At 64.5% G+C, this 26,980-nt stretch carries 27 protein-coding genes; 15 read left to right on the top strand and 12 right to left on the bottom strand.

Translation table 11 applies throughout. The annotated features are described in order from the left end of the window. Window positions 1-30 precede the first annotated feature (30 nt). The 8 genes from ACZ5WT_RS02685 (at window position 31) to ACZ5WT_RS02650 (ending at window position 11,071) form a co-directional block, all read left to right on the top strand. Window positions 31-1,419: a hypothetical protein gene (locus ACZ5WT_RS02685; RefSeq protein ID WP_464285849.1), complete on the top strand. Its 1,389-nt coding sequence runs from the start codon at window positions 31-33 to the stop codon at window positions 1,417-1,419. Then, on the top strand, window positions 1,416-5,690 hold the full coding sequence (locus ACZ5WT_RS02680; protein ID WP_464285848.1) for a VWA domain-containing protein: 4,275 nt from the start codon (window positions 1,416-1,418) through the stop codon (window positions 5,688-5,690). Before ACZ5WT_RS02685 ends, ACZ5WT_RS02680 begins: the two co-directional genes overlap by 4 nt. Window positions 5,691-5,704: 14 nt before the next feature. Further along, a complete protein-coding gene (locus ACZ5WT_RS02675) occupies window positions 5,705-6,715 on the top strand; it encodes an ABC transporter ATP-binding protein (RefSeq protein WP_464285847.1) in 1,011 nt (336 codons plus the stop codon). Window positions 6,716-6,723: 8 nt separating this feature from the next. Beyond that, entirely contained in the window at window positions 6,724-7,536 is an 813-nt protein-coding gene (locus ACZ5WT_RS02670) for an ABC transporter permease (protein ID WP_464285846.1), read from the top strand. Next, the gene (locus ACZ5WT_RS02665) at window positions 7,529-8,410 is read left to right on the top strand and encodes a substrate-binding periplasmic protein (RefSeq protein ID WP_464285845.1); all 882 of its coding nucleotides are present in this window, start codon (window positions 7,529-7,531) and stop codon (window positions 8,408-8,410) included. Before ACZ5WT_RS02670 ends, ACZ5WT_RS02665 begins: the two co-directional genes overlap by 8 nt. Before the next feature lie 36 nt (window positions 8,411-8,446). Next, entirely contained in the window at window positions 8,447-9,442 is a 996-nt protein-coding gene (locus ACZ5WT_RS02660; RefSeq protein WP_464285844.1) for an AAA family ATPase, read from the top strand. Continuing rightward, window positions 9,439-10,320 carry a DUF58 domain-containing protein gene (locus ACZ5WT_RS02655; protein ID WP_464285843.1) on the top strand — a complete coding sequence of 294 codons (882 nt, stop codon included), beginning with the start codon at window positions 9,439-9,441 and terminating at the stop codon, window positions 10,318-10,320. The genes ACZ5WT_RS02660 and ACZ5WT_RS02655 overlap by 4 nt, the downstream gene beginning before the upstream one ends. Window positions 10,321-10,381: 61 nt before the next feature. Further along, on the top strand, window positions 10,382-11,071 hold the full coding sequence (locus ACZ5WT_RS02650; RefSeq protein ID WP_464285842.1) for a thiamine diphosphokinase: 690 nt from the start codon (window positions 10,382-10,384) through the stop codon (window positions 11,069-11,071). A 61-nt stretch (window positions 11,072-11,132) separates the two neighbouring features. Here the strand turns inward: ACZ5WT_RS02650 and rpoH are convergent, their stop codons facing one another. Together rpoH and ACZ5WT_RS02640 are read right to left on the bottom strand one after the other, a co-directional pair. Continuing rightward, window positions 11,133-12,005, bottom strand: coding sequence for an RNA polymerase sigma factor RpoH (rpoH, locus tag ACZ5WT_RS02645; RefSeq protein WP_464285841.1), 873 nt, complete (start codon window positions 12,003-12,005; stop codon window positions 11,133-11,135). Between the two features lie 233 nt (window positions 12,006-12,238). Next, window positions 12,239-13,267 (bottom strand): RluA family pseudouridine synthase, encoded by a 1,029-nt coding sequence (locus ACZ5WT_RS02640; RefSeq protein ID WP_464285840.1) that lies wholly within the window; start codon window positions 13,265-13,267, stop codon window positions 12,239-12,241. Between ACZ5WT_RS02640 and ACZ5WT_RS02635 the strand changes: the two genes are divergently transcribed. Next, complete coding sequence (locus ACZ5WT_RS02635) at window positions 13,266-13,619, top strand: DUF6476 family protein (RefSeq protein WP_464285839.1); 354 nt, start codon at window positions 13,266-13,268, stop codon at window positions 13,617-13,619. The two genes, ACZ5WT_RS02640 and ACZ5WT_RS02635, sit on opposite strands and share 2 nt — an antisense overlap. A gap of 179 nt (window positions 13,620-13,798) precedes the next feature. Here the strand turns inward: ACZ5WT_RS02635 and ACZ5WT_RS02630 are convergent, their stop codons facing one another. Both ACZ5WT_RS02630 and ACZ5WT_RS02625 read right to left on the bottom strand, forming a co-directional pair. Next, window positions 13,799-14,959 (bottom strand): hypothetical protein, encoded by a 1,161-nt coding sequence (locus ACZ5WT_RS02630; protein ID WP_464285838.1) that lies wholly within the window; start codon window positions 14,957-14,959, stop codon window positions 13,799-13,801. A gap of 269 nt (window positions 14,960-15,228) precedes the next feature. Beyond that, complete coding sequence (locus ACZ5WT_RS02625) at window positions 15,229-15,798, bottom strand: DUF1134 domain-containing protein (protein WP_464285837.1); 570 nt, start codon at window positions 15,796-15,798, stop codon at window positions 15,229-15,231. A gap of 125 nt (window positions 15,799-15,923) precedes the next feature. Between ACZ5WT_RS02625 and ACZ5WT_RS02620 the strand changes: the two genes are divergently transcribed. From ACZ5WT_RS02620 to ACZ5WT_RS02610, 3 genes are all read left to right on the top strand, one after another. Continuing rightward, window positions 15,924-16,379 carry a YHS domain-containing (seleno)protein gene (locus ACZ5WT_RS02620; RefSeq protein WP_464285836.1) on the top strand — a complete coding sequence of 152 codons (456 nt, stop codon included), beginning with the start codon at window positions 15,924-15,926 and terminating at the stop codon, window positions 16,377-16,379. 94 nt (window positions 16,380-16,473) lie between these two features. Continuing rightward, window positions 16,474-17,157 (top strand): histidine phosphotransferase family protein, encoded by a 684-nt coding sequence (locus tag ACZ5WT_RS02615; RefSeq protein ID WP_464285835.1) that lies wholly within the window; start codon window positions 16,474-16,476, stop codon window positions 17,155-17,157. A gap of 74 nt (window positions 17,158-17,231) precedes the next feature. Continuing rightward, window positions 17,232-17,600, top strand: a complete 369-nt coding sequence (locus tag ACZ5WT_RS02610) for a response regulator (RefSeq protein WP_464285834.1) — start codon at window positions 17,232-17,234, stop codon at window positions 17,598-17,600. A gap of 28 nt (window positions 17,601-17,628) precedes the next feature. Here ACZ5WT_RS02610 and ACZ5WT_RS02605 read toward each other — a convergent pair whose 3' ends face one another. From ACZ5WT_RS02605 to ctrA, 3 genes are all read right to left on the bottom strand, one after another. Next, window positions 17,629-18,891, bottom strand: coding sequence for an RNA polymerase sigma factor (locus ACZ5WT_RS02605; RefSeq protein ID WP_464287141.1), 1,263 nt, complete (start codon window positions 18,889-18,891; stop codon window positions 17,629-17,631). A 154-nt stretch (window positions 18,892-19,045) separates the two neighbouring features. Continuing rightward, window positions 19,046-19,903 carry an alpha/beta fold hydrolase gene (locus tag ACZ5WT_RS02600; protein ID WP_464285833.1) on the bottom strand — a complete coding sequence of 286 codons (858 nt, stop codon included), beginning with the start codon at window positions 19,901-19,903 and terminating at the stop codon, window positions 19,046-19,048. A 246-nt stretch (window positions 19,904-20,149) separates the two neighbouring features. Then, window positions 20,150-20,857, bottom strand: coding sequence for a response regulator transcription factor CtrA (ctrA, locus tag ACZ5WT_RS02595; RefSeq protein ID WP_464285832.1), 708 nt, complete (start codon window positions 20,855-20,857; stop codon window positions 20,150-20,152). A gap of 438 nt (window positions 20,858-21,295) precedes the next feature. Here ctrA and fliI point away from each other — a divergent pair, with 438 nt between their 5' ends. Both fliI and fliJ read left to right on the top strand, forming a co-directional pair. Further along, entirely contained in the window at window positions 21,296-22,624 is a 1,329-nt protein-coding gene (fliI, locus tag ACZ5WT_RS02590; protein WP_464285831.1) for a flagellar protein export ATPase FliI, read from the top strand. A gap of 52 nt (window positions 22,625-22,676) precedes the next feature. Then, window positions 22,677-23,090, top strand: a complete 414-nt coding sequence (gene fliJ, locus ACZ5WT_RS02585; RefSeq protein ID WP_464285830.1) for a flagellar export protein FliJ — start codon at window positions 22,677-22,679, stop codon at window positions 23,088-23,090. A 65-nt stretch (window positions 23,091-23,155) separates the two neighbouring features. On the opposite strand, the gene ACZ5WT_RS02580 is transcribed toward fliJ, so the two are convergent. From ACZ5WT_RS02580 to ACZ5WT_RS02565, 4 genes are all read right to left on the bottom strand, one after another. Beyond that, on the bottom strand, window positions 23,156-24,073 hold the full coding sequence (locus ACZ5WT_RS02580; protein WP_464285829.1) for a PRC-barrel domain-containing protein: 918 nt from the start codon (window positions 24,071-24,073) through the stop codon (window positions 23,156-23,158). 74 nt (window positions 24,074-24,147) lie between these two features. Further along, complete coding sequence (locus ACZ5WT_RS02575; RefSeq protein ID WP_464285828.1) at window positions 24,148-24,825, bottom strand: PRC-barrel domain-containing protein; 678 nt, start codon at window positions 24,823-24,825, stop codon at window positions 24,148-24,150. A 311-nt stretch (window positions 24,826-25,136) separates the two neighbouring features. Further along, on the bottom strand, window positions 25,137-25,592 hold the full coding sequence (locus tag ACZ5WT_RS02570) for a GNAT family N-acetyltransferase (RefSeq protein ID WP_464285827.1): 456 nt from the start codon (window positions 25,590-25,592) through the stop codon (window positions 25,137-25,139). 37 nt (window positions 25,593-25,629) lie between these two features. Next, window positions 25,630-25,911, bottom strand: coding sequence for a zinc-ribbon domain-containing protein (locus tag ACZ5WT_RS02565; protein WP_464285826.1), 282 nt, complete (start codon window positions 25,909-25,911; stop codon window positions 25,630-25,632). 178 nt (window positions 25,912-26,089) lie between these two features. Between ACZ5WT_RS02565 and ACZ5WT_RS02560 the strand changes: the two genes are divergently transcribed. After that, window positions 26,090-26,701, top strand: coding sequence for a LysE family translocator (locus tag ACZ5WT_RS02560; RefSeq protein ID WP_464285825.1), 612 nt, complete (start codon window positions 26,090-26,092; stop codon window positions 26,699-26,701). Here ACZ5WT_RS02560 and ACZ5WT_RS02555 read toward each other — a convergent pair. Then, complete coding sequence (locus ACZ5WT_RS02555) at window positions 26,698-26,979, bottom strand: putative quinol monooxygenase (RefSeq protein ID WP_464285824.1); 282 nt, start codon at window positions 26,977-26,979, stop codon at window positions 26,698-26,700. The two genes, ACZ5WT_RS02560 and ACZ5WT_RS02555, sit on opposite strands and share 4 nt — an antisense overlap. Window position 26,980 lies beyond the last annotated feature (1 nt).

Below are 26,980 nucleotides of genomic sequence, written 5' to 3'. Positions count from 1 at the left end.
TCGTGGGTTCTCTGCGCTGGCCTTGCGAGCATGCTCTTGCTCGCGGTTCTCAATTACCTGATGCCGGCGCAGCTTGGCGCGCTCGGCTCGGGCTTGCCCCTTTTTGCCATTGGTGCGGTGATTGGGCTGATCGCCGGACTGATCGTGCTCGCGACTTCGCGCATGCCGACCACTCATGATGCCGCGCGCCTTTCCGACCGCCTGATGCAGTCTGGCGAGCGCTTCAGCACGGCCCATGACGTGACGGCGCGCGGGCAATCGGGCGTGGTGGCGCAGGCGCTGCTCGACGATGTGGTTGTCGCTGCCGAGACCATCGAGCCGCGTGGGCTCGTGCCCATTCCGGTGGTGCGTTTCGCCCTGCCGGTCGTGGCGCTGGCGGGGCTGCTGGCGCTAGGCCTCACGCTGCTGCCGCAGGCCGCTCCCGTGGCGGTTGTTGCCGAAGCGCCGGCTGCGCCCCCGGCCGAGCTGGTCGATGACGAGCGCACCGCCCTTGCAGTCGATATTGCCCGCGTGGCCTCGTTCATGGCCGGGCAGGCCGATGACCGGCGCGACGATTATGCGCGTGCCGTCGCGCGCACGCTGGAAAATCTGGCCAGCCGCCTTGAGGCTGGTGGCGAGATTTCGCGGGATGAACTGGCGGGCGAACTCGCCAATCTCGGCGACTATGCCACGGCGGCGACGAGTCAGTGGCGCGGCACGGCGGGCCTGCGCATTCCCGAATTGCTGGCCGCGCTGGCCGATCGCGTGCAGCAGCCGCCAGTTTCGCCCGAGGCCGAGATGCAGCCTTCGCCCGAAACCGGCATGCCGGCGGGTGAACCGGCGGGTGACATTCCTGCGGGCGGTGACCAGCAACAGCAGCAGGTTGCCTCGAGCAAGGGTCCCTCCACCCAGCCGGCCGACGATTTCAATTCCATGATGGACCAGGCCGAAGCCTCGGTAAAAGGCACCGCTGATGCCCCCGCCGCCGAACCCGGCCTTGAATCACCGCGTGTTTCCGCCAGTTACCTCGATATCGCCAAGGCCCAAAACGAGGCCGAAATGGCGGCTTCCGGCGCGCAGGCGGGTATGGAATCCGAGATCATCGGGCCATCCTCCAATGCACAGGCGGGCGACAGCCTGCTGGCGGGCGAGGGCACCGACGCATTGGGCAATGTGCCCATGGCAGACCTGGAACTGCATTTCGATGTGGGCGAGCAGGTGACGCTTGAGGCGACCGACACCGGGGAGGGGCAGCGCATCGAGAAGTCGGTGACGCCGCCGACCCAGCGCAGCATGGTGGCCGATCCGGCCGACCTTTCGACCATGGCGGCCTGGACCAGGACGCCGGAAGCCGAAGTCGGCCGCAGCCAGGTTGCTCCCAGCGATCGTGATTTTGTGAGCGCCTATCGTATGGGCCTGAAGGCGCAGGCCGAACAATGAGTTTTTATGCCCCCCTCTGGCTGCTTGCGGGCGGCGCCGCGATCCTCGTCATCCTGCTGCACACGTTGCGGCGCACGCAGGTGGAAGTGCCCAGCGTATTGCTGTGGCGCAAGCTTGCCGGGGTCGCGCAGGCAAGGCCGGTTCCAAGGCCGCCGCAGCTGAGCTGGCTGCTGCTATTGCAGGTGCTGGCCGTGGTTTTGCTCGCGCTGGCTTTGGCCCGGCCCCATTGGGGTGGCGAGCCGCCCGCTCCCGCTCATCGCATCTATGTGCTCGATGCCTCCGGCAGCATGTCGACGCGCGACGCGGCGGCGGGGCAGAGCCGGTTTGAGGCGGCCGTTGCCGGCATCGGTGCCGACATTGCGGCGATCGATGCGACGGCGGATGTACGGTTTTCCCTGATCACCACGGGTGCCGGGACGCGTCCGGTGGCGGCGCGGTTCGATGATCGGGCGGCGTTTGCCGCGGCTTTGGGCGCGGTACCGGTCAGCGATGGGGCGGCCGATTGGGCCGCCGTCACGCCGATGTTGGAGGGCGTGACCAATACTTCGGAGGTCACAAGCCTTTGGATCTACACGGATAATGCCGACTCCGTGTCCGGTCTCGTCGACGCGCAGGCGGCGCTGCAGCCGCAGGTGTGGACTGCCGGGGCCAGCGACACCGCCAATTCGGGGCTGACCGCAACGCTCGAAGCGGGGGATCGGCCGGGCGAGTGGACGGTCAGCGGCAATATCATGCTGGCCGGTGGCGCGACCGCCGAGGCGTTTGACATGTCGTTCCGCCCGGCAGGGGGATCGGGCTTCCTCGACATGGGCCGGGCGCGGCTGCGCGGCACCAGCCAGGTGTCGCCGGACCTCGCCATGGCGCGCTTTTCGTCGACGCTGAAACTGCCGGGGCCGGGGACGCTGAAGCTGGCGCTGCCCGACGATGCGGCGCTGTTCGACAACATCTATCTGCTCGAGGTTGACGCGGCGGCGACGCCGATGCGGGTACTCTATATCGGCACCGGCAACCGTCCGGTGGAGCTGGCGCTCACGGTCAATCCTGGGGTTAACCTGTTCAGCAGCCAGATTTTTCCGGGCGACGTGGACAGTTATGACCTGGTGCTGATCGACAATGTGGCGGTCCCCCGCGTGCCCCGCACCAATGTGGTCTGGCTGGGTTCGGCGCGTGGCCCCGACATGGCGGCGCCGGAGCTGACGCCGGCCAGCGCGGTGCTGGCCTGGAACAGCGAGCATGTGCTGGCGCGGGGCATTTCCTGGCAATCCGCAACGACATTGCCGGCCTATGGTGTGGCACCGATGCCCGGTGCGACGCGCCTGCTGGAGACGGCGGCCGGGCCAAATATCGAAGCGCGAACAATGCCTTGGGGGCGCGAGGTTCGCATTGCGCTGGCCATTGATGGTACGACCTGGGTCGATGGCCCGCAGCTGCCGCAGCTGATCAACCGCATCCTGGACTGGACCGGCGGCATGCCGTCGGCGCGTGGGGAGTGCGTGGTGGGAACGGCCTGCACCATTCCGGCGCGGCTGCTGTCAGAGACGGTGCGCGATGCTGCGGGGCAGGTGGTGTGGTCGGCCCCGATGGGCGGTGGCGATACCATTCCCGATGGGCTGAGCGAGAGCTTCGTGCCGCAGCGCGCGGGGAGCTATGTGCTTGGGAAAGATCACAGTTTTGTGGTCAACGCGCCCGCTTCGGAAAGCGCCATCGCGGCAACGCCGATGTCTGAAGTGACCGCGGAAACCCCGTCTCAGGTGGATTTGTGGCGGTGGGTTCTGGTCGCGGCGCTGGCGCTGCTGGTGCTCGAAGCGGTGCTGGCCGGGCGCGGCGGGGAGCGGTTTTTGTATCCTGCGGCGCTGGCGAAAAACGTGCTGGGGGCCCGACGGCGGCGCTGGTTGCTCGCGGTGCGGAGCCTGGCAATCGGTGCCGGGGTGATCGCATTGTTTGCGGTTGCCGTGCCGGTTTTCACAAGAAATGCTGACATTGTGCTTGTTGCGCAGAACCCAGTTCCAGCGGCTTGCGGCTGGGTCGGGCAGCAGGGTTCGGGGCAGGTGACGGCTGCTGCCGCGGCGCATGTCATGGCTGATATCGGCTGTGCCGAAGGAGTACCCGAGACGGCTTCGGCCGAGACCATCAATCTCGAAGCGGCCGTGCAATTGGCCGCCGCGATGGTGCGTCCCGATAGCGATGGCCGGGTCATCCTGGCGGGCTATGATACTGAAACTGCTGGCAATGTGGCCGCTTCGCTGGCCCTGCTCAATGCCCGCCAGCTGCCGCTCGACCTGCGGGCGCCGGGGGGCGAAGCCGACCCGGTTGCCGTCACCGCCCTGCACGCTCCCGCGCCGATTTTCGGCGGCGACAAGGTGCCGGTCACTGCGACGCTGTTCAGTGCGGCAGAGGCGACACTGGACCTGCAAATGCTGGTCGATGGTGCTGTCGTCGAAACACGCAACGTCTTGCTGCATGCTGGCAGAAATCCTGTGAATTTCGTGCTGCCCGAGATGAGTGCCGGGGATCACCTGTTCGAAGTGGCCGTAATCGGCGGTTCGGGCGACGCCGGCAACGACCGGTTCGGGGTAGCGGCGAGCATTCTCGAAGCGCCGATGGTGGCCATCGTGACGCCGGAAGCGCAGTGGGGTGATTACTTCGCCCAGGCGCTCGCGGTGCATGGCTTGCGGACGACGGTGCTGCGGCCCGACCGTGCGCCTTTCGCGATCGAGGGGTGGCTCGACTATGACAGCGTCGTGCTGCTCAACACGCCGGCCATCGACCTCAGCACGCAGCAGCAGGAGCAACTGGAAGAATATGCCCGGGTGCACGGCAAGGGTTTGCTGATCCTGGGGGGCGAGAACAGCTTTGGTCCGGGCGGGTATTTCCGGACGCCGCTGGAAGATGTGTCGCCACTCTCGGCGCGGGTGCCCAATGACATGCCGGTGGCGGCGCTGAGCTTTGTGCTCGACCGTTCGGGCAGCATGCAGGCGCTGGTCGAGGGCGTCACCCGGCTGGACATTGCCAAGCAGGCGACGCTGAGTGCCATCGAACTGCTCAATGACGAAAGCCAGGTCTCGGTCGTGGTGTTCGATACCGAGTCCCATGTGCTGACGCCGATGGAGCAGAAGAACATGCCGCGTATCGAGGCGGCGCTGGCGCCACTACAGCCGGGCGGCGGGACCTTCTTCATGCCGGCGCTGGAACAGGCGCTGGTGGAGATGGACAAGGCCGATGCGCCGGTGCGCCATATCGTGCTGATGTCCGACGGGCTGTCGCAGCCGGGTGATTATGACACCTTCGCCACGCAGGCCAATGAGGCCGGCATTACCCTTTCGGTGGTGGCGATTGGCGCTGGCGCCAATGTGGGACGGCTCGAGAGCATTGCGCGCAGCGGCGGCGGCTCGTTCCACAGCACCAACGACTTCCGGGCGCTGCCCAGCATCCTGTCGCAAGAAGCCATGATGCTGGCGGGCGAGCCGATGCAGGCGGGCGTGCAACCCTCGATCTGGGCGGACCGCGCGGCCGGGTTCCTGCGGGCGCTGCCCGAGGAGCTGCCGCCGATCCAGGGCTTTGTCGAAACGACGCCCAAGCCCGATGCGACCGTGCATATGGAAACCATCAACGACAAGGGCGACCGTGTGCCTCTTCTGGCATCGTGGACCTATGGCAATGGCAATGTGCTGGCCTTCGCCACGCATGGCGCGGGGCAGGGCACGGCACAGTGGCTGGCGATGGAATCCTATCCCCTGCTGTGGTCCCAAGCGATCCGGCACTTCGCGTCAGGCGGCACCAAGGGGCCGCAGGTGGCGATGTCACGGCATGGCGACATGGTGCGGATCGACGTCGCTGAGACCGATGCTGCGACGGTGCGGATCACCCGCGACGACGCGCCCTTTGCGGAAGTGGCGCTAGACCTGCGGGCCGATGGCAGCCGCAGCGCGCAGTTCCTTGCCCAGCCGGGTCTCTACCGGGCCGAACTGGGTGCGGGCGACGGCGTCGTGACCGGCCAGCTGGCAGTCAGCTATCCCGCGCGGCTCAATCCCGACCGGGCCATGCCGAATCTGGCCGCCATGGCGGCGGCGACAGGCGGCACCGTGCTGGCGGCCGATGCGGCTCTGCCGCAGGCAGGCCTGACCGTGGCGATGGAGCGGGCGTGGCGGCCCTGGGTGGTGCTGGCGCTGGTGCTGTTCCTGCTCGACCTGACCATGCGCTATGCGCCGGGCTATTTCGGGTTCCTGCGCGACCGGCGCGGCCCCAGCAAACCTGTTTTCGACAAGGCATAGAGATGGAACGAGCGATGACAGAGCCTGTTGAAGCCGTGCCGGGCGATGGCGAATTCGCCGTGCGCATCGACAAGGTGAGCAAGCGCTTCGGCCGCACGCTGGCGCTCGACGCGGTGAGCCTCGACATTCCGCAGAAGGAACTGATCGCCATTCTGGGGCCGAACGGGGCCGGCAAGTCGACCCTGATCATGATCCTCTGCACGCTGCTGCAGGCCGATTCCGGCAGCGCCACGATTGCCGGTTTCGATATCGGCAAGCGGCCGAGGCAGGCGCGGCGGAAGCTGGGCGTGGTGTTTCAGGAACCGAGCCTCGATACGCGGCTGACGGTGCAGGAAAACCTCGATTTCCATGCCCGCGTCTATCAGGTGCCGGCGCATCTGCGGCAGAAGCGGATCGACGAGATGCTCGAAATGGTCGAGCTTTCGGATGTGCGGGACCGGCTGGTGCGCACCCTCTCGGCTGGCATGAAGCGGCGGGTGGAAATCGCCCGGTCGCTGATCCACGATTCCAGCGTCGTCATCCTTGACGAACCGACGGTTGGCCTCGATGCCCAGTCGCGCGCCCGGATCTGGGACTATCTGCACCGGCTGCGGCGCGAGCGCGATATCACGCTGATCGTCACCACCCACTATATCGAGGAAGTCGAGCGGTGCGATCGGGTCTGCGTGATCGACAAGGGCAAGGTGCTGGCGCTCGATACGCCGACCGCGCTCAAGCAGACCTATGGCGAAAAGATCATCCGGGTGACCCCGCTCGATGCCGAAACCGGCCTCGCCATCCAGGCGCGCTTCCCCCAGACGCTGACCAGCCCGGACGGCGACATCATCGTCACGGACAGCACGGGCCAGGTGTCCGAACAGCTGCTGGCCGAGTTCGGGCAGCATTTGCGCTCGGTCAATGTCGAGCGGTCCAGCCTTGAAAGCGTGTTCCTGAACCTGACGGGGCACGCCATTCGCGACAAGGCGGACGAGCGCAGGGCAGGGGGCGTCGAAGGACGCCAGCCGGGCCAGGAACCAAGGATGTGAGCGCGGCGATGCGGGACTTTTTCGGATTGATCGACGGCGTCTTTGCCATCTGGCTGCGCGAGGTCAAACGCGCCATGCGCGACCGCGGCCAGCTGATCGGCGGCGTCAGCCGCCCGCTGCTGTGGGTGCTCATTCTGGGCATAGGGCTCAACCCGTATTTCCGGGCCGAGGTGTATGGCGAAGTGCGCTTCGTCGTTCCCTATACCTATCTGCAGTTCATCTTCCCGGCGGTGATCGTGCTCAACATCACCTACACTTCGGTGCAGTCGGCGGTGTCGCTGATCTGGGATCGCGAATTCGGCTTCCTGCGAGAAGTGCTGGTCTCGCCGATGCCGCGCACACTGGTGCTGCTGGGCAAGATTTTGGGCGGGGCGACGGTCGCGATGTTCCACGGGTGCCTCGTTCTGGTGCTGGCCCAGTTTGCGGATGTGCAGATGCCCTGGGGCAACATGGCCCAGACGCTGCTGCTGATGTTCCTGCTGGCCTTCGCGCTGACCTCGCTAGGCGTGGTGATTGCCAATCGCATCACCAGCTTTGAAGGGTTCGGTGTGTTCTCCAATGCGGTGATCCTGCCGCTCTATTTCACCTCGAGCTCGATCTTTCCGCTCGACCCAGCGCTGACCAGTGCGCAGACGCGGGTGCTCTACCCTGAATGGCTGGTGTTCCTGGTCACCTATAATCCGCTGACCTATGCGGTGGATGCCCTGCGCGGGGTGCTGATCGGATTCAACCAGTTCGATCCCTCGCTGGGGCCGATCATCATGGTGACGGGGGCAGTGGTGCTGTTTGCCATCGCGGTATGGGACTTCCGCCGTGCCTGACGCCAGCAAGGTCCGCAAGGCGCCATGGCGGGCGCGCCTAAAGCTCTGGCGACCGGTTGCGGTCGTGCTGGTGCTGCTGGCGGGCGTCAACCTGCTGCCGCCCGATACGGCGCTGGCCGAGGTGCGGCGCACCGGCACGCTGCGGGCCTGCCTGCCGACGGAATATCCGCCGCTGGTGACGACCGACGCGGCGCGGCCGGGGCTGGAAGTGGAAATGCTGCAGGAAATGGCGCGGCGCATGGAGCTGCGGCTGGCGCTCAATGCCAATTCCTCGATGGGGCGGGACATCAATCCGCGCAACTGGCGGCTGACGCGAGCGCAGTGCCAGATCATCGCGGGGGGAATTCTCGCCACCAATGCGACGCGCTCCTATCTCGACACCACGGTGCCGCATCTGGAAGTGGGCTGGGCGGTGATCAATCCGCAGGGGCAGGCCAAGGGGCTCGAAGGCACCAAAGTGGGGTTCTTCGCGGGCTTTTCGGGCTTCGACCGGATTGCGCTGGGACGCTATCTGCGCGCGGCGGGGGCCACCGTCACGGTGATCAATTCGCGGGCCGCGTTCGAACAGGGTCTCAAGGATGGCGCCTTCGACATCGGCATCACGGAATCGCTGGGCGCGCGGCAGATCGCGGGGGTCCATGGCTGGCCGGTGCAGTGGCTTTCGCCCTCGCTGGGCAATGTGCCGCTGGCGCTGGGCCTGTGGAAGGGTGACCTGACGCTGAAGCGGGCGTTCCAGAAGGCGCTCGATGGCATGCAGGCCGACGGCACGCTCGACGCCCTGCGCGCAAAGTATGAGCTGGATCAGGATATTTCCGGATTTTTCAGCAACGAACCCGGCGCGGCGGCAACGGCCGACGCCACCACGCAACAATAAGCGGCGACCAGGCCGAACGACAACGAGGTAGGATCAGTGACTGTTAAGGATACGGCGGAGCTCGATAGGCTGGTAGGCGCGATGCGGTCCGTGCGGGCCGAAGTGGCCAAATCGGTGGTGGGGCAGGGCGAGGTGGTCGACCAGCTGCTGATCGGCCTGCTGTGCGGCGGGCACGTGCTGCTCGAAGGCACGCCGGGCGTGGGCAAGACGCTGATGGTTCGCACGCTGGGCGCCGTCACCGGCCTGAGCTTTGGCCGCGTGCAGTTCACCCCCGACCTGATGCCGGCCGACGTGACCGGCGGGCTGATGCTGGTGCCCGACGATGCCGGGCATATGTCGGCCAAGTTCCAGCCGGGCCCGATCTTCTCGGAAATCCTGCTGGCCGACGAAATCAACCGCGCGCCGCCCAAGACGCAGTCCTCGCTGCTCGAAGCGATGCAGGAGGGCACGGTGACTGTCGGTGGCGTCAGCAGGACGCTGCCCAAGCCCTTCTTCGTGCTGGCCACGCAGAACCCAGTGGAAATGGACGGCACCTATGAACTGCCGGAAGCCCAGATCGACCGCTTCCTGTTCAAGTCGGTGGTGCGCTACCCCAGCGAGGCCGAACTCGACACCATTCTCGACCTGACCACGGGCACGGCGAGCACCAAGCTCAACCAGATCCTGTCGGCCGGGGAAATCCGCGAGTTGCAGCAGCTGGTGCGCGACGTGCCGGTGGCCGACCATGTGCGCCGGGCCATTGCCCGCATCGCCATCGCCACCCAGCCCGACAGCCCGCAGTCGTCCGAAGTGGTGCGCAAGTATCTGCGGTTCGGGCTCAGCCCGCGCGGCGCGCAGGCGCTGCTGCTGGCGGCAAAGGGCCATGCCCTGCTCAACGGGCGCTACAATGTGGGCTTTGACGATATCCGTGCGATCATGCTGCCGGTGATGCGTCACCGCGTGCAGCTCAACTTCCACGGCGAGGCGGCCCGGCTCGACCTGGGCAAGCTGTTTGGCGACCTGCTCGACGCCGAGATCAAGGTGGCGGCGTGAAGCCCAGCGCGCATATCCTGCAGGCCCTGCAGCGGTCCAAACTGCTGGTGCGGGGCGCTGTCGCCTCGACCGGCATTGGCGAACGCAAGTCGCGCAAGGTCGGCTCGGGCATGGACTTCGCCGATTTCCGTGAATATGCGCCGGGCGATGAAACGCGGCACCTTGATGCACGGCTCTATGCGCGGTTCGGCAGCTTCTATGTGCGCCAATATGACGTGGACATGCAGCTGCCCATCACCATCGTGGTCGATGGCAGCCGTTCCATGCTCGGGGGCGGCGGCGACAAGCTGACCATGGCGCTGTGGCTGGCCAATGTGCTGGGCTATACGGCACTGCGCAGCAGCGACCAGGTGCAGCTGGCCTTCTGGTCGGGCGCGGGGCTCGACGTGTCGCGGCGGCTGGCCGGGACCAACAAGTATCGCGAACTCAGCGAGTGGCTGGAGCGGCAGCAATCGGAAGGGAATGCGCCGTTCGAGACCTGTTTTGCCGGGCTTGGCGATGCGCTGCCGGAGCGTGGGCTGGTCATCCTGATCAGCGACTTCTGGATGGGGGCGCTCGAAGACAATCTGGGCCTGCTGGCGGCCAAGGGGGCGGAATTGTGGGCGATGCAGCTGCTGTCGCGCGGGGAAATCGACCCCACCACCATGCCGGAAGGCGAGGTGACGGTGACCGATGCCGAGAGCGGCGAAACAGTGGCCATCGCCATCGACCAGACGGCGCTGGACGGCTACCAGGCGCTGCTCGAGGAGCACCAGAGCGCGCTGCATCATGCCTTCACGGCGCTGGGCGGACGGCACAATCTCATCGCGACCGATGCCGATTTCGAGGCCTTCGTGCTGCACGAAATGGGCGCGGCGGGCATGCTGAGCCGGGTCTGAGTAGCGGGCAGGCGCAAGGTGCTGTACTGCGGTGGCAGGTTTTCCGACACGTGAGAGCGTTGTGACAGTGCAGGACAGTGCGGCGGCTGCGCCGGTGATGACGTTTCCCGGTCCGATGGCCATTGTTGGCGGCGGGGCGGTCGATCCGGCGCTGCTGGTGGAACTGGCCGGGCGGGGCGTGGCGCTGGTGGGCGCCGATGGCGGGGCCGACGCGATCGGGGCGGCGGGGCTGGTGCCGGCAGCGATTATCGGCGACCTCGATTCCGTGACCGACCGAGCCGGCTGGGAGGCGCGCACCCGGGTCATCCACGTCCCCGAGCAGATCACCACCGACTTTCAGAAATGCCTCTATTCGACCAGTGCCCCGCTGACTCTGGCGCTGGGCATGACGGGCAAGCGCCTCGACCACACGCTGGCGGCGCTGAGCGCGGTGCTGCAATACGCCCCGATGCGCCGGCTGATGCTGGTCGATGAGGTGGATGTGGCGCTGGCCGTAGTGGGGCCGATCGGCTTCGAGGCGGGGCCGGGCGAGCGCGTGTCGATCCATCCGCTGCTGCCGATCAGCTTCGTGAGCTCGACCGGCCTGCTCTATCCGATGGATGGGCTGACGCTGCAGCCGGGCGGGCTGCTCGGGACGTCCAATGAGGGGACGGGCGGCAGGGTCGAGGTGGTGCCCGAGGATACGACGCCGTGGCTGCTGATCCTGGGCCGGGAGCGGCTGTGGGATTTGATGGGGCAGTATCCCAACTAGGGGTATCGGCCACAAAAAAAAGGCGGGCACCGGGCCCGCCTTTTTGTTTTCTGTCGTGTGTTTAGTGCGCGGCCTGGGCGGCTTCCTTGACGGCGTCCTGCACCTTTTCGAAGGCACGGACTTCGATCTGGCGGATGCGCTCGCGGCTGACGTCGTATTGCTGGGCCAGTTCCTCGAGGGTCGAGGGATTGTCCTGCAGGCGGCGCGCCTGGAAGATGGCGCGTTCGCGTTCGTTGAGCACGTCCATCGCGTTGTTGAGCAAGCTCATGCGCTCGGAAAATTCCTGGCTTTCGCCGAGGCTGGTTTCCTGGCTCGGGGTATCGTCCACCAGCCAGTCCTGCCATTCCGAAGAGCCTTCGTCAGCCCGCATCGGCGAGTTGAGCGAGGCATCGCCCGACAGGCGCGCATTCATCGAGACGACGTCGTCTTCGGTGACCTTGAGCGTGGTGGCGATATGCTTGATCTGGTCGGGATGGAGCGAACCATCATCGAGCGCGGCAATCTGGCCCTTCACCTTGCGCAGGTTGAAGAACAGACGCTTCTGCGCGGCGGTGGTGCCGATCTTGACCAGGCTCCAGCTGCGCAGCACGTATTCCTGAATGGCGGCACGAATCCACCACATGGCATAGGTCGCGAGGCGGAACCCCTTTTCGGGCTCGAAACGCTTCACGGCGTGCATCAGACCAACGTTGCCTTCCGAAATCACTTCGGAAATGGGCAAGCCATAGCCGCGATACCCCATGGCGATCTTGGCCACGAGGCGCAGGTGACTGGTAATGAGCTTCTGGGCCGCGCCGGGATCGGCGTGTTCCTTGTAGCGCTTGGCCAGCATGTATTCTTCATCCGGTTCCAGCATGGGGAACTTGCGGATTTCCTGAAGATAGCGGCTCAAGCCCCCTTCGGCGGAGAGGACGGGCAAATTGGTCTGGGCCATGTATGCACCCCTTTCTGGTTCCCCCGCATTCCACGGGCGGACATCAGTTTGCGACGGCCTGGCTGGCCCATCGGCAAACTACGATGGATATATAGGCGGCATTCCGGCAATTGTAAGGTCCGCAAGCAATACGGAACGTTACATTTTTGCAATGGTTGCGCCTGACATTGAAGCTAGTTCGCAACCATTACGCGAAAGTTGCCCGGCCGGTTCAATCACCATGAGGTGATGGCCTAGCGGGCGAAGGCCTTGTCGTAATCCTGCAGGGCATCGTCGAGCGCCTGCAGATCGGGCGGAAGATCGGCCTCGAAGAACATTTCCTCGCCCGTTACCGGATGCTCGAAACCAAGCTCTGCCGCATGCAGGGCCTGGCGGCCAAGCGCCCTGATGGGCTCGGCAACCTCGGGCGGCAGGCGGTTGATCTTGGTGGCATAGCCCGTCGCATAGACGGCATCGGCCACCAGCGGGTGGCCGATATGGGCCATGTGCACGCGGATCTGGTGGGTGCGGCCGGTTTCGAGATGGCACTGCACGCGCGTGATATCCCAGCCCTCGTCGCCAAAGCGCGCTTCGACGAAATAGTGGGTGATGGCCTCGCGGCCATCCTTGCGTACGGCCTGCTTGAGGCGATTGTTCTGGTCGCGGCCGAGGGGCGCCTCCACCGTGCCCTTGGCGGTTTCCGTCAGGCCCCAGACATAGGCGATATAGGCGCGGTGCAGCGGGCCGGTGCGGCCATGGTCAGCGAACTGCTCGGAGAGATGCTTGTGCGCGGTCTCGGTCTTGGCAGCGACCATGACGCCGGACGTGTCGCGATCGAGGCGATGCACGATCCCTGGGCGCTTGACGCCGCCAATGCCCTGCAGGCTATCGCCGCAATGGAACAGCAGCGCATTGACCAGCGTGCCATCGGGCGAGCCGGGGGCAGGATGGACCACCATGCCGACGGGCTTATTGACCACGATCAGCTGATCATCCTCATAGAGGATGTCGAGCGGAATATCCTGCGGCTCGGGGTCGGCATCTTCGGGCGGCGGGGCAATAAGAACGATTGTCTCCCCAGCCGTAAGCCGGTATTTGGGCTCGCTGACGGTCGCACCGTTGATGCTGACGGCGCCGGCAAGGATCAGATCCTTGATCCGGTTGCGGCTCAGCACGGTATGTACCTTGGCAAGCGTGGCATCAAGCCGTCCGCCAGCCATCTCGGCTTCAACGACGACTTCGACTTCGTCGCCCTCAAACTCTTCAGCGGTATTTTCGGCCATGAACGATCCTAATCAGACTGGGCCAGCCGGCCCCAAAGCGGACGAGCCACTGTCCCCCGAGGCGCTGGCCATGTTCGCAAAGGCGCGCCGCTCATTCGGGATATCGATCGGCATCCTGTTGCTGGGCTTTATGGCGATTGGTGTCGCCCTTGTCTATCGCGTGATGCGCGATGCTCCTCCGCCGGCCGTTGCCGAGCAGGTAGTGCTGCCCGCCGGCGCGCAGGTTGTGTCGGCCATGGTCAACGAGGGCGCGATCAACGTGACCTATGTGGTCAATGGCGTGACGACGCTGGCGCTGTTCGATCAAGCGACGGGCGAATTGACGCGGTCGGTGGTGATCGCGGCGGAGTAGGGTGGCTTCTTCCCCTTATCACCGGCGCTGCCCGCGGACTTGATCCGCGGGCCTCTGGTATATTGCCCTACCGATAGTGGCCCCCGGACCAAGTCCGGGGGCAGCGACTGTGGTTGGGAAGGTTTTGCGGCACGCCTCCTTCGCGCGCTTAGCACCACGAGGGCGTGCAAACGGCGCCCTTAGCGGCCCTGGATTTCGCGGAGGGCGGCCATGCGGTCGGAGATGGAGCCGCGGCGTTCGGGCTTTTCCGGGGGGACGGAGACGTCTTCGTCGGCGAAGCGCTGCACGCGGTCGAAGAGGCTTTCTTCTTCCTGACGCGGCGGCGTGGCTTCGGTATCGGCGGCGTAGACCAGGCGGCTGACGCTTGAGGCGATGTCGATGAGCCGGTTGCGCAGGGCGGGCTCGTCGAGCCGGTCGGTGTCCCAATCGGCAATCAGCGTGCCCTCGACGCCCGCTACCTTCTGGCGCAGACTTTCGATTTCGGCTTCGAGACCCAGCCGGTCGGCGAGCAACTGTTCGGATCGGCCGGTGCTCTTTTCTACCAGCTGGCCGGTTTCGGCGAGCAGGGAATTGAGCCGGTTTTCGGCATCGGCGATGCGCGCTTCTGCCACAACCAGGTTTTCGGCATCGGCCCAGCTCCGGCCATCCTGCCCGGCCAGTGCTTCGCGCATCTGGGCGATGGCGGCCGTGGCTTCGGCGCTGCGGCGGTCGGAGTTTTCCAGGCGGCCGATCAGGCTCTTGGCCTGATCCTCGAGGAAGCTGGCGCGCTTGCGCTCGATGGCGAGCGCCGCAGTCAGGCGGCTGACATCCTCGTCATAGCTGCCGCTGAGCTCGCGCTTATCGATCTCGGTGCCGCGCGGCATGTTGGCCCGTATGGTGTCGCGCAGCTCTTCGAGCTCCTCGCCACGGACGTCGAATTCGCGGTCGCGCATGCGCAGGCGCTGCGCCAGATCGGTGCCGTCGCGCTCGAGTTCGAGTACGCGGGCGCGCAGTTCGGTCTCGCGGTTCTCCAGATCCTGCACGATGGCCAGGTGCTGGTCGCGCTCGGCCTGCAGGGCCCCGAGGTCGCTGCGCTTCTGGTTGACGTCGCCCAGCTGCTCGGCAAGCCGCTTGCGCAGCGTTTCGACATTCATTTCAAGACGGCGCGTGGACAGGGCGAATTCGGCGCGCAGCTGATCCTTGTCGGCGCGGAACTCGGCCATGGTAATGGGGGTGGCGGCTTCGATGCGGCGCTTGGTAAGGCGGACGGCGCGCTTCCAAACGGCGGGCAGAATGACCAGTGCCACCAGACCGGCTACAAGCAGGCCTAGCGCGAAGTACATGATGTTCTCAATGACCATCGGTCGAACTCCGGAGACGCATCGGCACGCAAGTGGGCAAATCTTGTCTGACAGCTGTCGGGCGTGGCCGCCATCTTTGCCAGTATTTAACCCTAACGGTTTTGGGGCCTTCCGTCATCGGAAAGCAAGCGGAACAAACCAATAGTGATCCGGGCCTCTATTGGGGGCCATTGGAAGGGCCATCATTCAAAACAATACTGCCGCTGCGGCGCCCGATGGGCCGGAGCGGCAGTTGAGGATGGCGTCGCCGGGTTTTGGCAAACGCGAGATCAGAACGGGTTCCAGGTCGGCTCGTTGGTGAACTTGAGGTAGCCCACATTGATGCCGAGGCGGGCGCCGACGCCGGAGCGGATGGGCACCATCACCACGTCGGCGCGCTTGATCACGGTCATGCCGAAGCCTCCCATGACATAAGCCGAGCCATCGACACCGGCAAAGCGGCCCAGTGCATCGGGGACCTGGTTGAGGTTGTAGACCAGCATCATGACCTTGGAGCCGTCGCCACCGATGTCAAAGCCGATGGAGGGGCCCTGCCAGTAGATGTTGTATTCGCCCACATTGCGGGTGTGCAGGATGCCTTCGCCATAACGGGCGCCGGCAAACAGGGCCCCCCCGGCGTCCTCGCCGAGAATGTAGCCATTGGGCAGGCCGAACTGGCTGACCGCCCGCTCGACCAGCGAGGCCAGGCCCTGGGAGGCCGAGCCAAAGAATTCCTTGCCGCTCGCGACCAGATCTTCGCCGGAATAGCTGTCGCTCAAGGAACCCTGAGCAAAGGCGGCGGGCATGGGCGCTGCCATGGCGGCCACGAGGGCAATGAGGAGGGCAAAGCGCTTGAACATCGAAATCTCCGGGTCATCGGCCAGCAGTTACGACGACCTTAAGTTTTAGTGGGGCATTCTTGAGGTCACCGGCGTGCCGATCATTTGGGCCAATGATGAAGCAAACCTCTAAACAAATCTTAACCATGCTTGCCTTTGTTTTGCCGCTTTTGGGCGGCGTTCCGGGCATTCAGGCACAGTCCGTGGTGACGCTGATCGTGACCGATCCGCTGACCGGAATCGGCATCTACGGCATGGATCCGGTGAGCTATTTCACCGAGCCCGAGCCGCTGCCGGGGCGCGCCGATTTCGAATTCATCTGGCAGAACGTGCCGTGGCATTTCGCAACGGCGGCCAATCGCGACATCTTCAGCCGGTCGCCGGACATCTATGCGCCCCAGTTCGGCGGGCATGGGGCGATGGCGGTGGCGCGCGGCTATATCTCCGACAGCGATCCCAAAATTTACACCGTGTTCAAGCAGCGGCTGTATCTCTTCTATTCAGCGGCCAATCGCGAGGCGTTCCTGATGGCGCCCGATACGGCCGCAACCGAAGCCGAAGCGCGCTGGCCGCTGCTCTCGCGCAACCTTTCGATCAACTAGGCAGGCCGCGCCTGTCTGGAATGCAATTCATCTGTCCACTCCTGCCGATGACACTCTAATGTCGGCAAAACTGATTCTTACGGAGACTGCCCCGATGACCGATATCATCGAGCTCAAGGCGACCGATCTGGCGGCCATGCTGTGCAGCCGGGTCTGCCACGATTTGATCAACCCGATCGGGGCGATCGGCAACGGGCTGGAAGTGCTGGGCGATCCCGGTCAGACCGAAATGGCCGAAGGCGCGCGCGATCTCATCGCCAGCGCTGCCAAGCAGAGCCGCGCCAAGCTGGAATTTGCGCGCCTGGCCTATGGCGCCTCCTCGACCGCCGGCACCGATATCGATACGCGCGAATGCGAGCGCGTGGCCCGCATCCTGTTCGAGATCGAAAAGGCCGACCTCGAATGGAACGTGCCGCTGATCCTGATGCCCAAGCACAAGGCCAAGCTGTTCATGAACATGCTGCTGATCGCAGCCATGTCGGTGCCGCGCGGCGGGCTGGTCACGGCCTCGATCACCGGTGAGCCGGGCAACGAGAAGTTCGAATTCTCGTCCAAGAGCGATCCCGAAAAGCGCCAGAAAACGCTGATCCCGGCCGGTGCCGCGGGTCTGCTGGCGGGCACGCCGGAAGAGGGCTTTGTCGACGCGCGGGGCATCCAACCATTCTACACCGGCCTGCTTGGCCGCATGACCGACATGGAAATCGCCATCGGCCTGGCAGACGACAAGTTCTTCCTCACCGCAACGCCCAAAGTTGTCGAGCCGGTCGCAGCAGAATAGCGCTGGTGCTGCTAACCAATCCGTAGGAGGTACTGCTCATAATTGAGCAGTACATCTGCGCGCGGAGTCCGAGGATGAAGTCTTGCCTGATCGTCGATGACTCCAGTGTGGTGCGCAAGGTTGCGCGTCGCATCCTCGAAGACATGGACTTCATCGTCGAGGAAGCCGAAGACGGCCAGGACGCGTTCGACAAGTGCCGCCAGGAAATGCCTGACGCCATTCTGCTCGACTGGAACATGCCCATCATGAGCGGGCTGGAATTCCTCAAGCTGCTGCGCGCCTTTGTCGGCGGCGAAAAGCCCTATGTGGTCTATTGCACCGTCGACAATGATATCGGCGCCATCGCCCTGGCGCTCAAGGCCGGGGCCAGTGACTACATGATGAAGCCCTTCGACCGGGCAATCCTTGAATCCAAGTTCGAGACTGTGGCGGAGGCGGCTTAGGCTGCCCAACACGCGCGATGTGGCGGGATTATCCCGTTTCTTCGGCCCGGCCCAGCAGGTAAGCGCGTTCGCGTTCGTTGCGGGTGAGGTCGGCGGCGCGACGGAATTCGAGCATGGCTTCGGTGTGGCGTCCCAGCTTGCTGAGCAGGTCACCGCGCACGCCATAGAGCAGATGGTAGTTCTTGAGCGCGGGATCGTCGCGGATGGCGTCGATCAGCCTGAGCCCGGCAGCGGGCCCCTCGGCCATCGAGACCGCCACGGCCCGGTTGAGTTCGATCACCGGGGAAGGCGTCACCACATTCAGGCGGCTATAGAGCGCGGCGATCGCCGACCAGTCGGTGTCGACGGCCTTGCGGGCGCGGGCATGGCAGGCGGCGATGGCGGCCTGCAGCGCATAGGGCCGGTCGGCGCCGCCCAGCGCGATGGCGCGATCCAATCCAGCCAGACCCCGGCGGATCAGCAACTGGTCCCAGCGGCCACGATCCTGCTCCAGCAGCAGCACCGGCTCGCCATGGCGATTGGTGCGGGCATTGTTCCGCGAGGCCTGGATTTCCATCAGGGCGAGCAGGGCGTGGACTTCGGAATCGTCGGGGGACAGCCCGGCCAGGATGCGGCCGAGCCGCATGGCTTCGTCGCTGAGCTGGGGGCGCAGCAGGTTGTCGCCGGCGGTGGCTGAGTAGCCCTCGTTGAAGATCAGGTAGAGCACGCCGAGCACCGAGCCGAGGCGCTCCTGACGCTCTTCGCCGCGCGGCACTTCAAAGGGAATGCCGGCATCGGAAATGGCCTTCTTGGCGCGCACGATGCGCTGGCCGATGGTGGGTTCGGCGGCGAGAAAGGCGCGGGCGATTTCCTCGGTGGTGAGGCCCCCGATCAGCCGCAGGGTGAGGGCGACACGGGATTCGGGCGGCAGGATCGGGTGGCAGGAAGTGAAGATCAGGCGCAGGAGGTCGTCGCCGACCTCGTCGTCGAGCGCCGCAACGATGGTTTCCTCGTGGTCGGGTGCGTCGTCCTCGATGATGCGGCCGACCTCTTCGAGTTTGGTGGCGGCCATCTTGCGGTGGCGGAAATAGTCGATCGCCCGGCGCTTGGCGGTCTGCATCAACCACGCCCCGGGATTGCGGGGCACGCCCGATTCCGGCCAGGTCTTGAGCGCGGCGACCAGAGCGTCCTGGGCCAGCTCCTCGGCGAGGGAAATGTCGCGCACCATGCGGGTCAGCCCCGCAATGAGGCGGGGCTGCTCGATCTTCCAGACCGAATTGATCGCGCTATGGGTTTCGGCATGGGAGGTCATGGCGCGCGATGAAAGCAGGATGACGGGATGGCGGCAAGGGGTAGGTCTCAATCTGCATCCACGTGTCACCCCGGGCTCGACCCGGGATCCATCCCGAGATCTCAGGATGGATCCCGGGTCAAGGCCGGGATGACACCGTGTTCGTTGAGGACGCTTACATGCCCATGAAGCCTTCAGGGGTCTGGTCCTGCAGGAAGGGCTCGATGAAGCCGTAGAGCAGGTCGGCCTGGTTGATCACCGCGGTGTGGGAGGTGGCGGGCAGGACGCCGAGACGCGAGGCGGAGAGGGGCACGCCCATGTCGCCCATCTCGCCGCCGCCCAGCAGGCGGAACAGCGCCACATTGTGTTCGAGGGTCGAGACGTCGGCGTCGCCGGCAATGATCAGCACCGGGGACTTGATGGTTTTGACTTCGGCTTCCCAGGCCATCGGTTCATGTTCGAGGGCGATGAGCTTTTCGACGAGGGTCCGGAAGCCGTCGGGATTGGGGGCGAGCTTTTTCCATTCGTCCTCCATCGGGGTTCCCACGAACATGTCGGGCGTCATGGTGGGCAGGAAGGCGGTGAAGGCCGGCTGCCAGCCCGTTGCGTCATAGGCGGCCGAGGCGGCGACCAGATGATCAACCTTTTCGGGGTGGCGGATGGCCAGTTGCAGCCCGGTGGCCGCGCCCATGGAATAGCCGAAGATATCGGCCTTCTCGACGCCAACGGCATCCATGAAGGCGGCAACGTCGTCGGCGAGGTTGGGATAGGTGATCGGCCGGTCGATATCGGCGGTGCGCCCGTGGCCCTGGAATTCGATGGCGTAGACCTTGTGGGTTTGGGCGAGCTTGGGGACGATGGCCCCCATGGTGGGGATGTTCATATAGGCGCCGTGCAGAACGATGAGCGGCTCGCCCTCGCCGGATACCTCGTAATACATGTCCATGCCGTTGACCGGGACGGTCTGGCCGGACTGGGCGAAGGCGGATGTGGTCATCAGCAGGGCGCCGATGGTGGCGAGCGTGCGGATCATTGGGTGTCTCCTCGTTGGTCTGTGACAAGACGACGAGGGAGGGGTGCCGGTTTCGACAGGGGGGAGGGATTTTTGGTGGGAGCGGTGGCTGGCCCCCACTCCACCCTCGTTCCCTCCCCATCGAGGGGAGGGAGGCGATGGCTGATGGATCAGTGGAGTTTGGGGGAGAGAATGACGGCGCGGGCAAACAAAAAACCCGCGTGACGGGGTCACGCGGGGCTCGAAATTGCGGAGATTGTCAGCCGATCAGGCGACGTTCTCGTTGTAGCCATCGGCCTCATCGGGCTCGCGCAGCACGTAGCCACGGCCCCAGACGGTTTCGATGTAGTTCTTGCCACCGGTGGCCACCGACAGCTTCTTGCGCAGCTTGCAGATGAACACGTCGATGATCTTGAGCTCAGGTTCGTCCATGCCGCCATAGAGGTGGTTGAGGAACATTTCCTTGGTGAGCGTGGTCCCCTTGCGGAGGGAGAGCAGCTCGAGCATCTGATATTCCTTGCCGGTGAGGTGGACGCGCTGCGTCTGCACTTCAACGGTTTTGGTGTCGAGGTTGACCGTGAGGTCGCCGGTCTGGATGACCGACTGGGCGTGGCCCTTCGAACGCCGAACGATGGCGTGGATGCGGGCCACGAGTTCGTCCTTGTGGAAGGGCTTGGTCATGTAGTCGTCGGCGCCGAAGCCGAGACCGCGCACCTTATCCTCGATGCCGGCCAGGCCGGACAGAATGAGAATCGGCGTCTGAACCTTGGCGACGCGGAGAGTGCGCAGCACTTCGTATCCGCTCATGTCGGGCAGGTTCAGGTCCAGAAGGATGATGTCGTAATCGTAGAGCTTGCCAAGATCGACGCCTTCCTCACCGAGGTCGGTCGTATAGACGTTGAAGCTCTCTGACTTGAGCATCAGTTCGATGCTCTGCGCTGTCGCGCTGTCGTCCTCAATAAGGAGTACCCGCATTATATTCCCCTTGTCATTCGTTCCTGCTGGAACCCGTGCGACGCAGCAACCAAGATGCTCGCCCCAACTCCAACCCTACTGGATATGACTGAACCCTAAGCTCAAGTAGTTAACAAAGTTTAATTCGGTTCGGCAATACGCAAACGCTGTTAGGGTGTATTTAGTTTAAGTCATTGAAATTTAAGGGTTAATCTTATCAATTTTTCTTAAGAAAATGGTTTAAGAAGCCGTTGCAAGCGACTCAGGTGACTCATCGATCGAGGCTGTGCACGGGGTTTGGCCAGGGGTCTGCGCTTAGCGCTTGACGGACTGATCCACCGTCTGAAATAGCGCCTTTTGCTTAACGATCGGTTACTCTCTGATTCGTAGCCGGGCTCGATTCGCCGGGCGCGGAAACCATAATTCAGAAATCCAGCCGATGAACGGACACTGGCCATCATGAAGGCGCTGATCTCGGCCATCGAGGCAATCGACGACATTGAAGTGTTCGGCCGGGTGAAATCGGTGCAGGGCCTGCTGGTGGAAATCGTCGGCCCGGTGCGCGAATTGCGCGTCGGCGGGCGCGTGCATATCGAAACCGTCAACGAGGAAATGCTGGCAGCCGAAATCATCGGCTTCAAGGACGGGCATGCCCTGTGCCTGCCGTTTGGCCAGCTGTCGGGCGTGCGGCTTGGCTGCAAGGCAGTGTTCCTGCGCAATGACGGTTCGGCCTTTCCCTCGGAGGGGTGGCTGGGCCGGGTGGTCAATGCCAATTGCGAGCCGATCGATGGCAAGGGGCCGCTGCCGCGCGGCGCCTCGGCCTATCCGCTGCGGCAGGACCCGTTGCTGGCCCATGACCGCGTGCGGGTGGGCGAGCCGGTCAATCTGGGCGTGCGGTGCCTCAATACCTTTACGACGCTCTGCGAAGGCCAGCGCATGGGCATCTTTGCCGGCTCGGGCGTCGGCAAGTCGGTGCTGATGTCGATGCTGGCGCGCAATACCGACGTGGACGTCTCGGTGATCGGGCTGATCGGCGAGCGCGGGCGCGAAGTGCACGAATTCGTCCAGGAATATCTGGGTGAGGAAGGGCTGGCGCGGGCCGTGGTGGTGGTGGCCACCAGCGACGAGGCGGCGCTGATGCGGCGGCAGGCGGCCTATATGACGCTGGCGCTGAGCGAGTATTTCCGCGACCAGGGCAAGCGCGTGCTCTGCATGATGGACAGTTTGACGCGCTTTGCCATGGCGCAGCGCGAAATCGGCCTCGCCATCGGGGAGCCGCCGACCGCCAAGGGCTATCCGCCCACGGTGTTCACCGAATTGCCGCGGCTGCTGGAGCGGGCAGGGCCGGGAACACCGACGACGGGTTCCATTACCGGTCTATTTACCGTTTTGGTGGAAGGTGATGATCACAATGAGCCCATTGCGGATGCCGTGCGCGGTATTCTTGATGGGCACATCGTGATGGAGCGCGGAATCGCCGAGCGGGGAAGATACCCTGCCGTCAACGTGCTCCGGTCCATCTCGCGCACCATGCCAGGGTGTGTTCCGGCCGATGTTCGGCCGGTCCTGCAGAAGGCGCGAGAACTCATGTCCATCTATTCGGACATGGAGGAACTGATCCGGCTGGGGGCTTACCGGAAAGGGTCAGATCCGAAAGTGGACCGCGCGATTGCCATGAATCCCGCATTCGAGGCCTTTCTGGGCCAGGAGCGGGAAGAAACGACCGGTATTGCCGAGGGCTATAAAATGCTCGAGGCAATCGTGGGCGCGGCGGGCGCGGCAGGCTGAAGGGACTAGCTTCTGGTCCCGGAACTGACTTGTTGTGTAAGGAGTACAGGTCTTGAAATCGCGCAGCGAGAGCCTCATACGGCTCAAGAAATTTCAGGTGGACGAAAAGCGTCGTCAGGTCGCGCAGATCGAGATGATGGTCAGCGATTTCGAGCGCATGGCAGGCGAACTGGACCAGCAGATCGAAATCGAGCAGACCAAAACCGGCATTTCGGATGTGGCTCATTTCGCCTATTCGACCTTTGCCAAGGCGGCCCTCACCCGGCGCGACAATCTGCTGAATTCCGCCAATGACATGCGGGGCAAGCTCGAAGCTGCCCAGGATGCACTGGCCGAGGCCCTCGAAGACCTCAAGAAGGTTGAACTGCTGGATCAGCGCGAGCATCAGCGCGAAGCGGCGGAACAGCTCAAGGTCGAGCAGGCCGAATATGACGAAATCGGCCGCCTGCGCTTTCGCGGGCAGTAGCCGCCGTCAAAACTGAATTTGAAAGAGCCCGCCTCGTGCGGGCTTTTTTGTGTTTGGTGAGCAGCCTAGGGATTGATCACCATGCGTTGAGTGTCGCGGTTGTCGGCATAGGTGGCGGGGTCGTAGGGGGGCTGGGCTTCGAGTTGCTCGCGGGTGGTGTTGAGGAACAGGTAGCGCGTGCCGGCGGTGTCGACCGAAAACACCAGGTTGTCAAAACCCACGGCGACCGGCTTGCCGCCAATGCCGAGGAAGCCCCCTACATCCACGATCACCGCGTCGAAGGTGCCGTCGACATTGGTGACGATGTCGCCGATGGTGCCGATCTGCTCGTCGTCGATGCCGAACACGCCAATGCCGCGCAGTTGGTCGGCGGTGAGGCTGGACTTGTCGAATTCGGAAAGCCCGCTGCGATCGGCAGGCGTGGTGATGTGCGTGCGCTCGGGCTGGTCGGTGGTGAGATTGGGGTCGACCGGCGCGGCATTGGGGTCGCCCTTGACGAGCTGGTCCTGCTCCTGCTGGGGAGTGAGCGCCGGGGTGCCGGTGGTCTGTTCGCTCTCGCCCCAGATGAAGGCGGGCGCTTCCGAGAGGGCTTCCACTGTAGTGGGAAGCACCCAGCGCCGGGAGCCGTCCTCGCGGGTCGCCCATTCTAGCTGGGTGAAATCGACTGCTACGTCCTTCTGGCCGATTCCCAGCACGCCGCCGACGCTGATGACCACGGCGGAAATCCCCAGGCCCGAGGTGACGACGAGGTTGGAGATCTTGCCGATCTCCTCGGCATCATTGGCCACCGAGGAGTAGACGGTCTGGCCCAGCAGCTTGGTGACCAGCACATCGGTTCCGCTGGTGGTGTAGCCCTCCGACATGATGGTCGGGGCAGTGAGACCGCTGCGGCCCAATTCACTCGACGAGGAGGCCTCCTGCGCCAGGACGGGGTGGGCGAGCAACACTGCCAGTGCGGAGGCGGCGGGTAGATGACGAAGCATGGATACTCCTCGTTAGAAGACGCAATGAGGGGCCGGCCATAGGCCAGCCCCAGGGATCGTGCGTGCCGCGTCGACTAGTTGGTGACGGGCGCGGCCGGTGCCGCAGGGGCCATGGTATCGACGGGAGCTGCCGGCTCGTCCTCAATCCAGACGAAGTCCGGCGCCGCCTTCAGGGCATCGGCGGTGGTGGGCAGCACCCAGCGTTCGGTATTGTCGGCAGCGACGGTGAACTCGAGCGAGCGGAAATCGACCGCAACCGACTTTTCACCAATGCCCAGGAATCCACCAACGCCGATGACGGCGGCCGTGATCTGGCCGTTGTGGTCAAAGACGATGTCGGTGACCTTGCCGATCTCTTCGGCATCACCGCCGGTGGAGGAATAGACCGACTGGCCAATCAGGCGCGTGCCCAGATTGTCGGTATCGGCGGCGCTATAGCCGGCCGAGAGTTCGAAGATGGGGCGGGTGGCGCTGTCCAGGGCAACAGCCGCGTTATTGGCGGCATTGTTGGCGGCAGCGGCGGCGTTGTTGGCCGCGTTGGATGCCGCATCAGCGGCGGCGGCGGCAGCATCCTTGGTGGCTGCGGCAGCGTCCTTGGCGGCCTCAGCGGCGGCATCTGCTGCGTTGTCGACCCCTTCGACGACCGTCTGGGCGGCATTGTCGGCAGGTGTCGTAGGGGCGGTGGCCTGGGCCATGGCACCAGTGGTCAGCAGGGCAGCGAGGGCTGTAGTGGCCAAAAGCGTGCGGATCATTGTAGGCTCCATAGGTTCATCGTCGAAGGTGAACGGGCCGTACGGTGCAAAACTTGCCGGTAGCGCATCGTGCGGCCCTTTATGCCCACGACAACGCCGGGACGCGCGAGGCGTTCCGAAAGAATACTGATTGCTGGCTTGGCTTTGGATTGAAAAGGCCGGCTCGCGAAGTCGCTGCCGGCCTCCTCCGCCTCCCTGGCGGTTATTGTTGGGGGGCGCATCTTGCGGTGCGCAACATCCCTGACATCGCAGACAATATCGCAAAAAGCGGGGCCGCCAACCTGCCGTCGAACGGCAGGCTTAAGAGGTTCCTAATTGGTTAACACGGCCGTGTCGCGGTCATAGCTGCGCATGGCGCGGTGGGGCATGCCGCCGTCCTGGAATTCGGGGCCGAAGGCGGCAAAGCCCAGCCGCTCGTAAAAGCCCAGCTTGTCCGATTGCGCCGTGAGGTAGAAGCGATCCCGGCCTGCTGCGCGGGCATGATCCATGGCTGCCAGGATCATCGTCCTGGCGATGCCATGGCCGCGGAAGGCCTGGCGCACCGCGACGCGGCCGATCTTGATATGCTCGGGCTTGTCGATGAGGCGCAGCGTGCCAACCACCTCGCCCGCGACCACGGCGACGAAATGGGTGGCCGTCATGTCGTCGGCGTCGTGCTCCTCCTCCTCGGGGACTTTCTGCTCCCAGACGAAGACTTCACGGCGCAGGCCAAAGGCGGCATTGCAGAGGGTGGAAAAGGGCGGAACGATCAGGATGGTGGTTTGCATGGCCCGAGATTATCCAGTCCCGGGCGGACTGTCATCGTCAGTTGGGGCGGCGGTTCATCTTCTGCCGACAGGCCGGGCAAAAGCTGTCGCTGGCCGGGTCGGCGCGGATCAGCCAATTGCAAAGGCCCCGATGGGCATTTTCGCAAAACACGTAGGCGTCGTCCGGGAAGGCCGGGCTGGACCACAACCCGCCGTCTTCAATCACCGAAACCAGGGCATGCTTTTCGGGGAGATAGCCCAGCTTGCGGCCGCATTGCCCGCAGCGGGCGGCGTCGAAGTTGATGAGATTGCCGCAATGGTCGCAGGCAAAACGCTTCATAGAATAGGCCCCTGACGTCTCCAGAACAAATGAGGGGCGGGCGCGGCGGGTTCCTAAGCCATTGGACTAAATGACCGCCCGTAGTGAATGACGGCGCCTGTGGACGGCGCGCGCAGATCGACTGGCGGGCGGGGCCGGGACGATTTATCGTCTCGGCAACTGAACGAAGGCGGGCAGCATGAGCATTGAATTTCTGATCACCACGCTGATCGTCGTCGTCTCTCCGGGCGCTGGTGCGCTCTACACCATTGCCGCTGGCCTTGGCCGCGGCAGCAAGGCGAGCCTGTGGGCCGCGCTCTTCTGCACCATCGGCATCGTGCCGCACATGATCGCGGCCATCACCGGTCTTGCCGCCATTCTCCATGCCAGCGCGCTCGCCTTCGAGATCATCAAGTATCTCGGCGTCGCCTATCTCCTCTACATGGCCTGGGCGACGTTGCGCGAAACCGGCTCGCTTTCGGTCGCCGCCAATGCCGAGCCCAAGAGCCTGAAAGACATGGCCGTCGAGGTCGTTCTCATCAACCTCCTCAATCCCAAGCTCTCGATCTTCTTCTTTGCCTTCCTGCCGCAATTCGTGCCGGCGACGGCACCCAATGGGGTGTTGCGCATGCTGGAGCTGAGCGGCGTGTTCATGGCGATGACCTTCGTTGTCTTCGCGCTCTATGGGCTGTTTGCTGCCGCCATTCGTGGCCACGTGATCTCGCGGCCGGCCATCATGGTGTGGATGCGGCGCACCTTTGCCGGAGCCTTCGTGCTGCTCGGCGCCAAGCTGGCCCTGACCGAGCGCTAGGCTTCGTCGCGGATGGTGTAGTGGCGGGGCATGCCTGCCGTCACGATGGCCCAGTCAGAGGCGCCGGCGCGGCTCTGGTGGCCTTCGAACGCCGCGCGGTCGGCAAAGACTTCCGACACGCGGAAATGCGTGGGCTCGTCCGGGTCCTGCGTTACCTCGAAGCTGAGGCAACCGGGTTCTGTGCGGGTGAGGCGGATATGCTCGGGCAGCGCGGCGCGGACGGCGTCGATGCGATCGGCGGGAACTTCGAGATACCCATCAAGCAATACGCGGGACATG

Source organism: Devosia sp. T2-14, from assembly GCF_055397495.1.
Note: the sequence above shows the minus strand (reverse complement) of the source record. Positions and strands in the feature narration are given on the sequence as shown.

What these genes read in the sequence shown, in the direction of transcription:
- fliI (WP_464285831.1), top strand. Translation starts at nt 21,296, where the DNA reads ATGAAGGCGCTGATCTCGGCCATCGAGGCAATCGACGACATTGAAGTG.
- ACZ5WT_RS02680 (WP_464285848.1), top strand. Translation starts at nt 1,416, where the DNA reads ATGAGTTTTTATGCCCCCCTCTGGCTGCTTGCGGGCGGCGCCGCGATC.
- ACZ5WT_RS02620 (WP_464285836.1), top strand. Translation starts at nt 15,924, where the DNA reads ATGCTTGCCTTTGTTTTGCCGCTTTTGGGCGGCGTTCCGGGCATTCAG.
- ACZ5WT_RS02625 (WP_464285837.1), bottom strand. Translation starts at nt 15,798, where the DNA reads ATGTTCAAGCGCTTTGCCCTCCTCATTGCCCTCGTGGCCGCCATGGCA.
- ACZ5WT_RS02565 (WP_464285826.1), bottom strand. Translation starts at nt 25,911, where the DNA reads ATGAAGCGTTTTGCCTGCGACCATTGCGGCAATCTCATCAACTTCGAC.
- ACZ5WT_RS02555 (WP_464285824.1), bottom strand. Translation starts at nt 26,979, where the DNA reads ATGTCCCGCGTATTGCTTGATGGGTATCTCGAAGTTCCCGCCGATCGC.
- rpoH (WP_464285841.1), bottom strand. Translation starts at nt 12,005, where the DNA reads ATGGCCCAGACCAATTTGCCCGTCCTCTCCGCCGAAGGGGGCTTGAGC.
- ACZ5WT_RS02675 (WP_464285847.1), top strand. Translation starts at nt 5,705, where the DNA reads ATGACAGAGCCTGTTGAAGCCGTGCCGGGCGATGGCGAATTCGCCGTG.
- ACZ5WT_RS02615 (WP_464285835.1), top strand. Translation starts at nt 16,474, where the DNA reads ATGACCGATATCATCGAGCTCAAGGCGACCGATCTGGCGGCCATGCTG.
- ACZ5WT_RS02575 (WP_464285828.1), bottom strand. Translation starts at nt 24,825, where the DNA reads ATGATCCGCACGCTTTTGGCCACTACAGCCCTCGCTGCCCTGCTGACC.
- ACZ5WT_RS02600 (WP_464285833.1), bottom strand. Translation starts at nt 19,903, where the DNA reads ATGATCCGCACGCTCGCCACCATCGGCGCCCTGCTGATGACCACATCC.
- ACZ5WT_RS02640 (WP_464285840.1), bottom strand. Translation starts at nt 13,267, where the DNA reads ATGGCCGAAAATACCGCTGAAGAGTTTGAGGGCGACGAAGTCGAAGTC.
- ACZ5WT_RS02635 (WP_464285839.1), top strand. Translation starts at nt 13,266, where the DNA reads ATGAACGATCCTAATCAGACTGGGCCAGCCGGCCCCAAAGCGGACGAG.
- ACZ5WT_RS02570 (WP_464285827.1), bottom strand. Translation starts at nt 25,592, where the DNA reads ATGCAAACCACCATCCTGATCGTTCCGCCCTTTTCCACCCTCTGCAAT.
- ACZ5WT_RS02610 (WP_464285834.1), top strand. Translation starts at nt 17,232, where the DNA reads ATGAAGTCTTGCCTGATCGTCGATGACTCCAGTGTGGTGCGCAAGGTT.
- ACZ5WT_RS02630 (WP_464285838.1), bottom strand. Translation starts at nt 14,959, where the DNA reads ATGGTCATTGAGAACATCATGTACTTCGCGCTAGGCCTGCTTGTAGCC.
- ctrA (WP_464285832.1), bottom strand. Translation starts at nt 20,857, where the DNA reads ATGCGGGTACTCCTTATTGAGGACGACAGCGCGACAGCGCAGAGCATC.
- ACZ5WT_RS02670 (WP_464285846.1), top strand. Translation starts at nt 6,724, where the DNA reads ATGCGGGACTTTTTCGGATTGATCGACGGCGTCTTTGCCATCTGGCTG.
- ACZ5WT_RS02560 (WP_464285825.1), top strand. Translation starts at nt 26,090, where the DNA reads ATGAGCATTGAATTTCTGATCACCACGCTGATCGTCGTCGTCTCTCCG.
- ACZ5WT_RS02580 (WP_464285829.1), bottom strand. Translation starts at nt 24,073, where the DNA reads ATGCTTCGTCATCTACCCGCCGCCTCCGCACTGGCAGTGTTGCTCGCC.
- ACZ5WT_RS02605 (WP_464287141.1), bottom strand. Translation starts at nt 18,891, where the DNA reads ATGACCTCCCATGCCGAAACCCATAGCGCGATCAATTCGGTCTGGAAG.
- ACZ5WT_RS02685 (WP_464285849.1), top strand. Translation starts at nt 31, where the DNA reads ATGCTCTTGCTCGCGGTTCTCAATTACCTGATGCCGGCGCAGCTTGGC.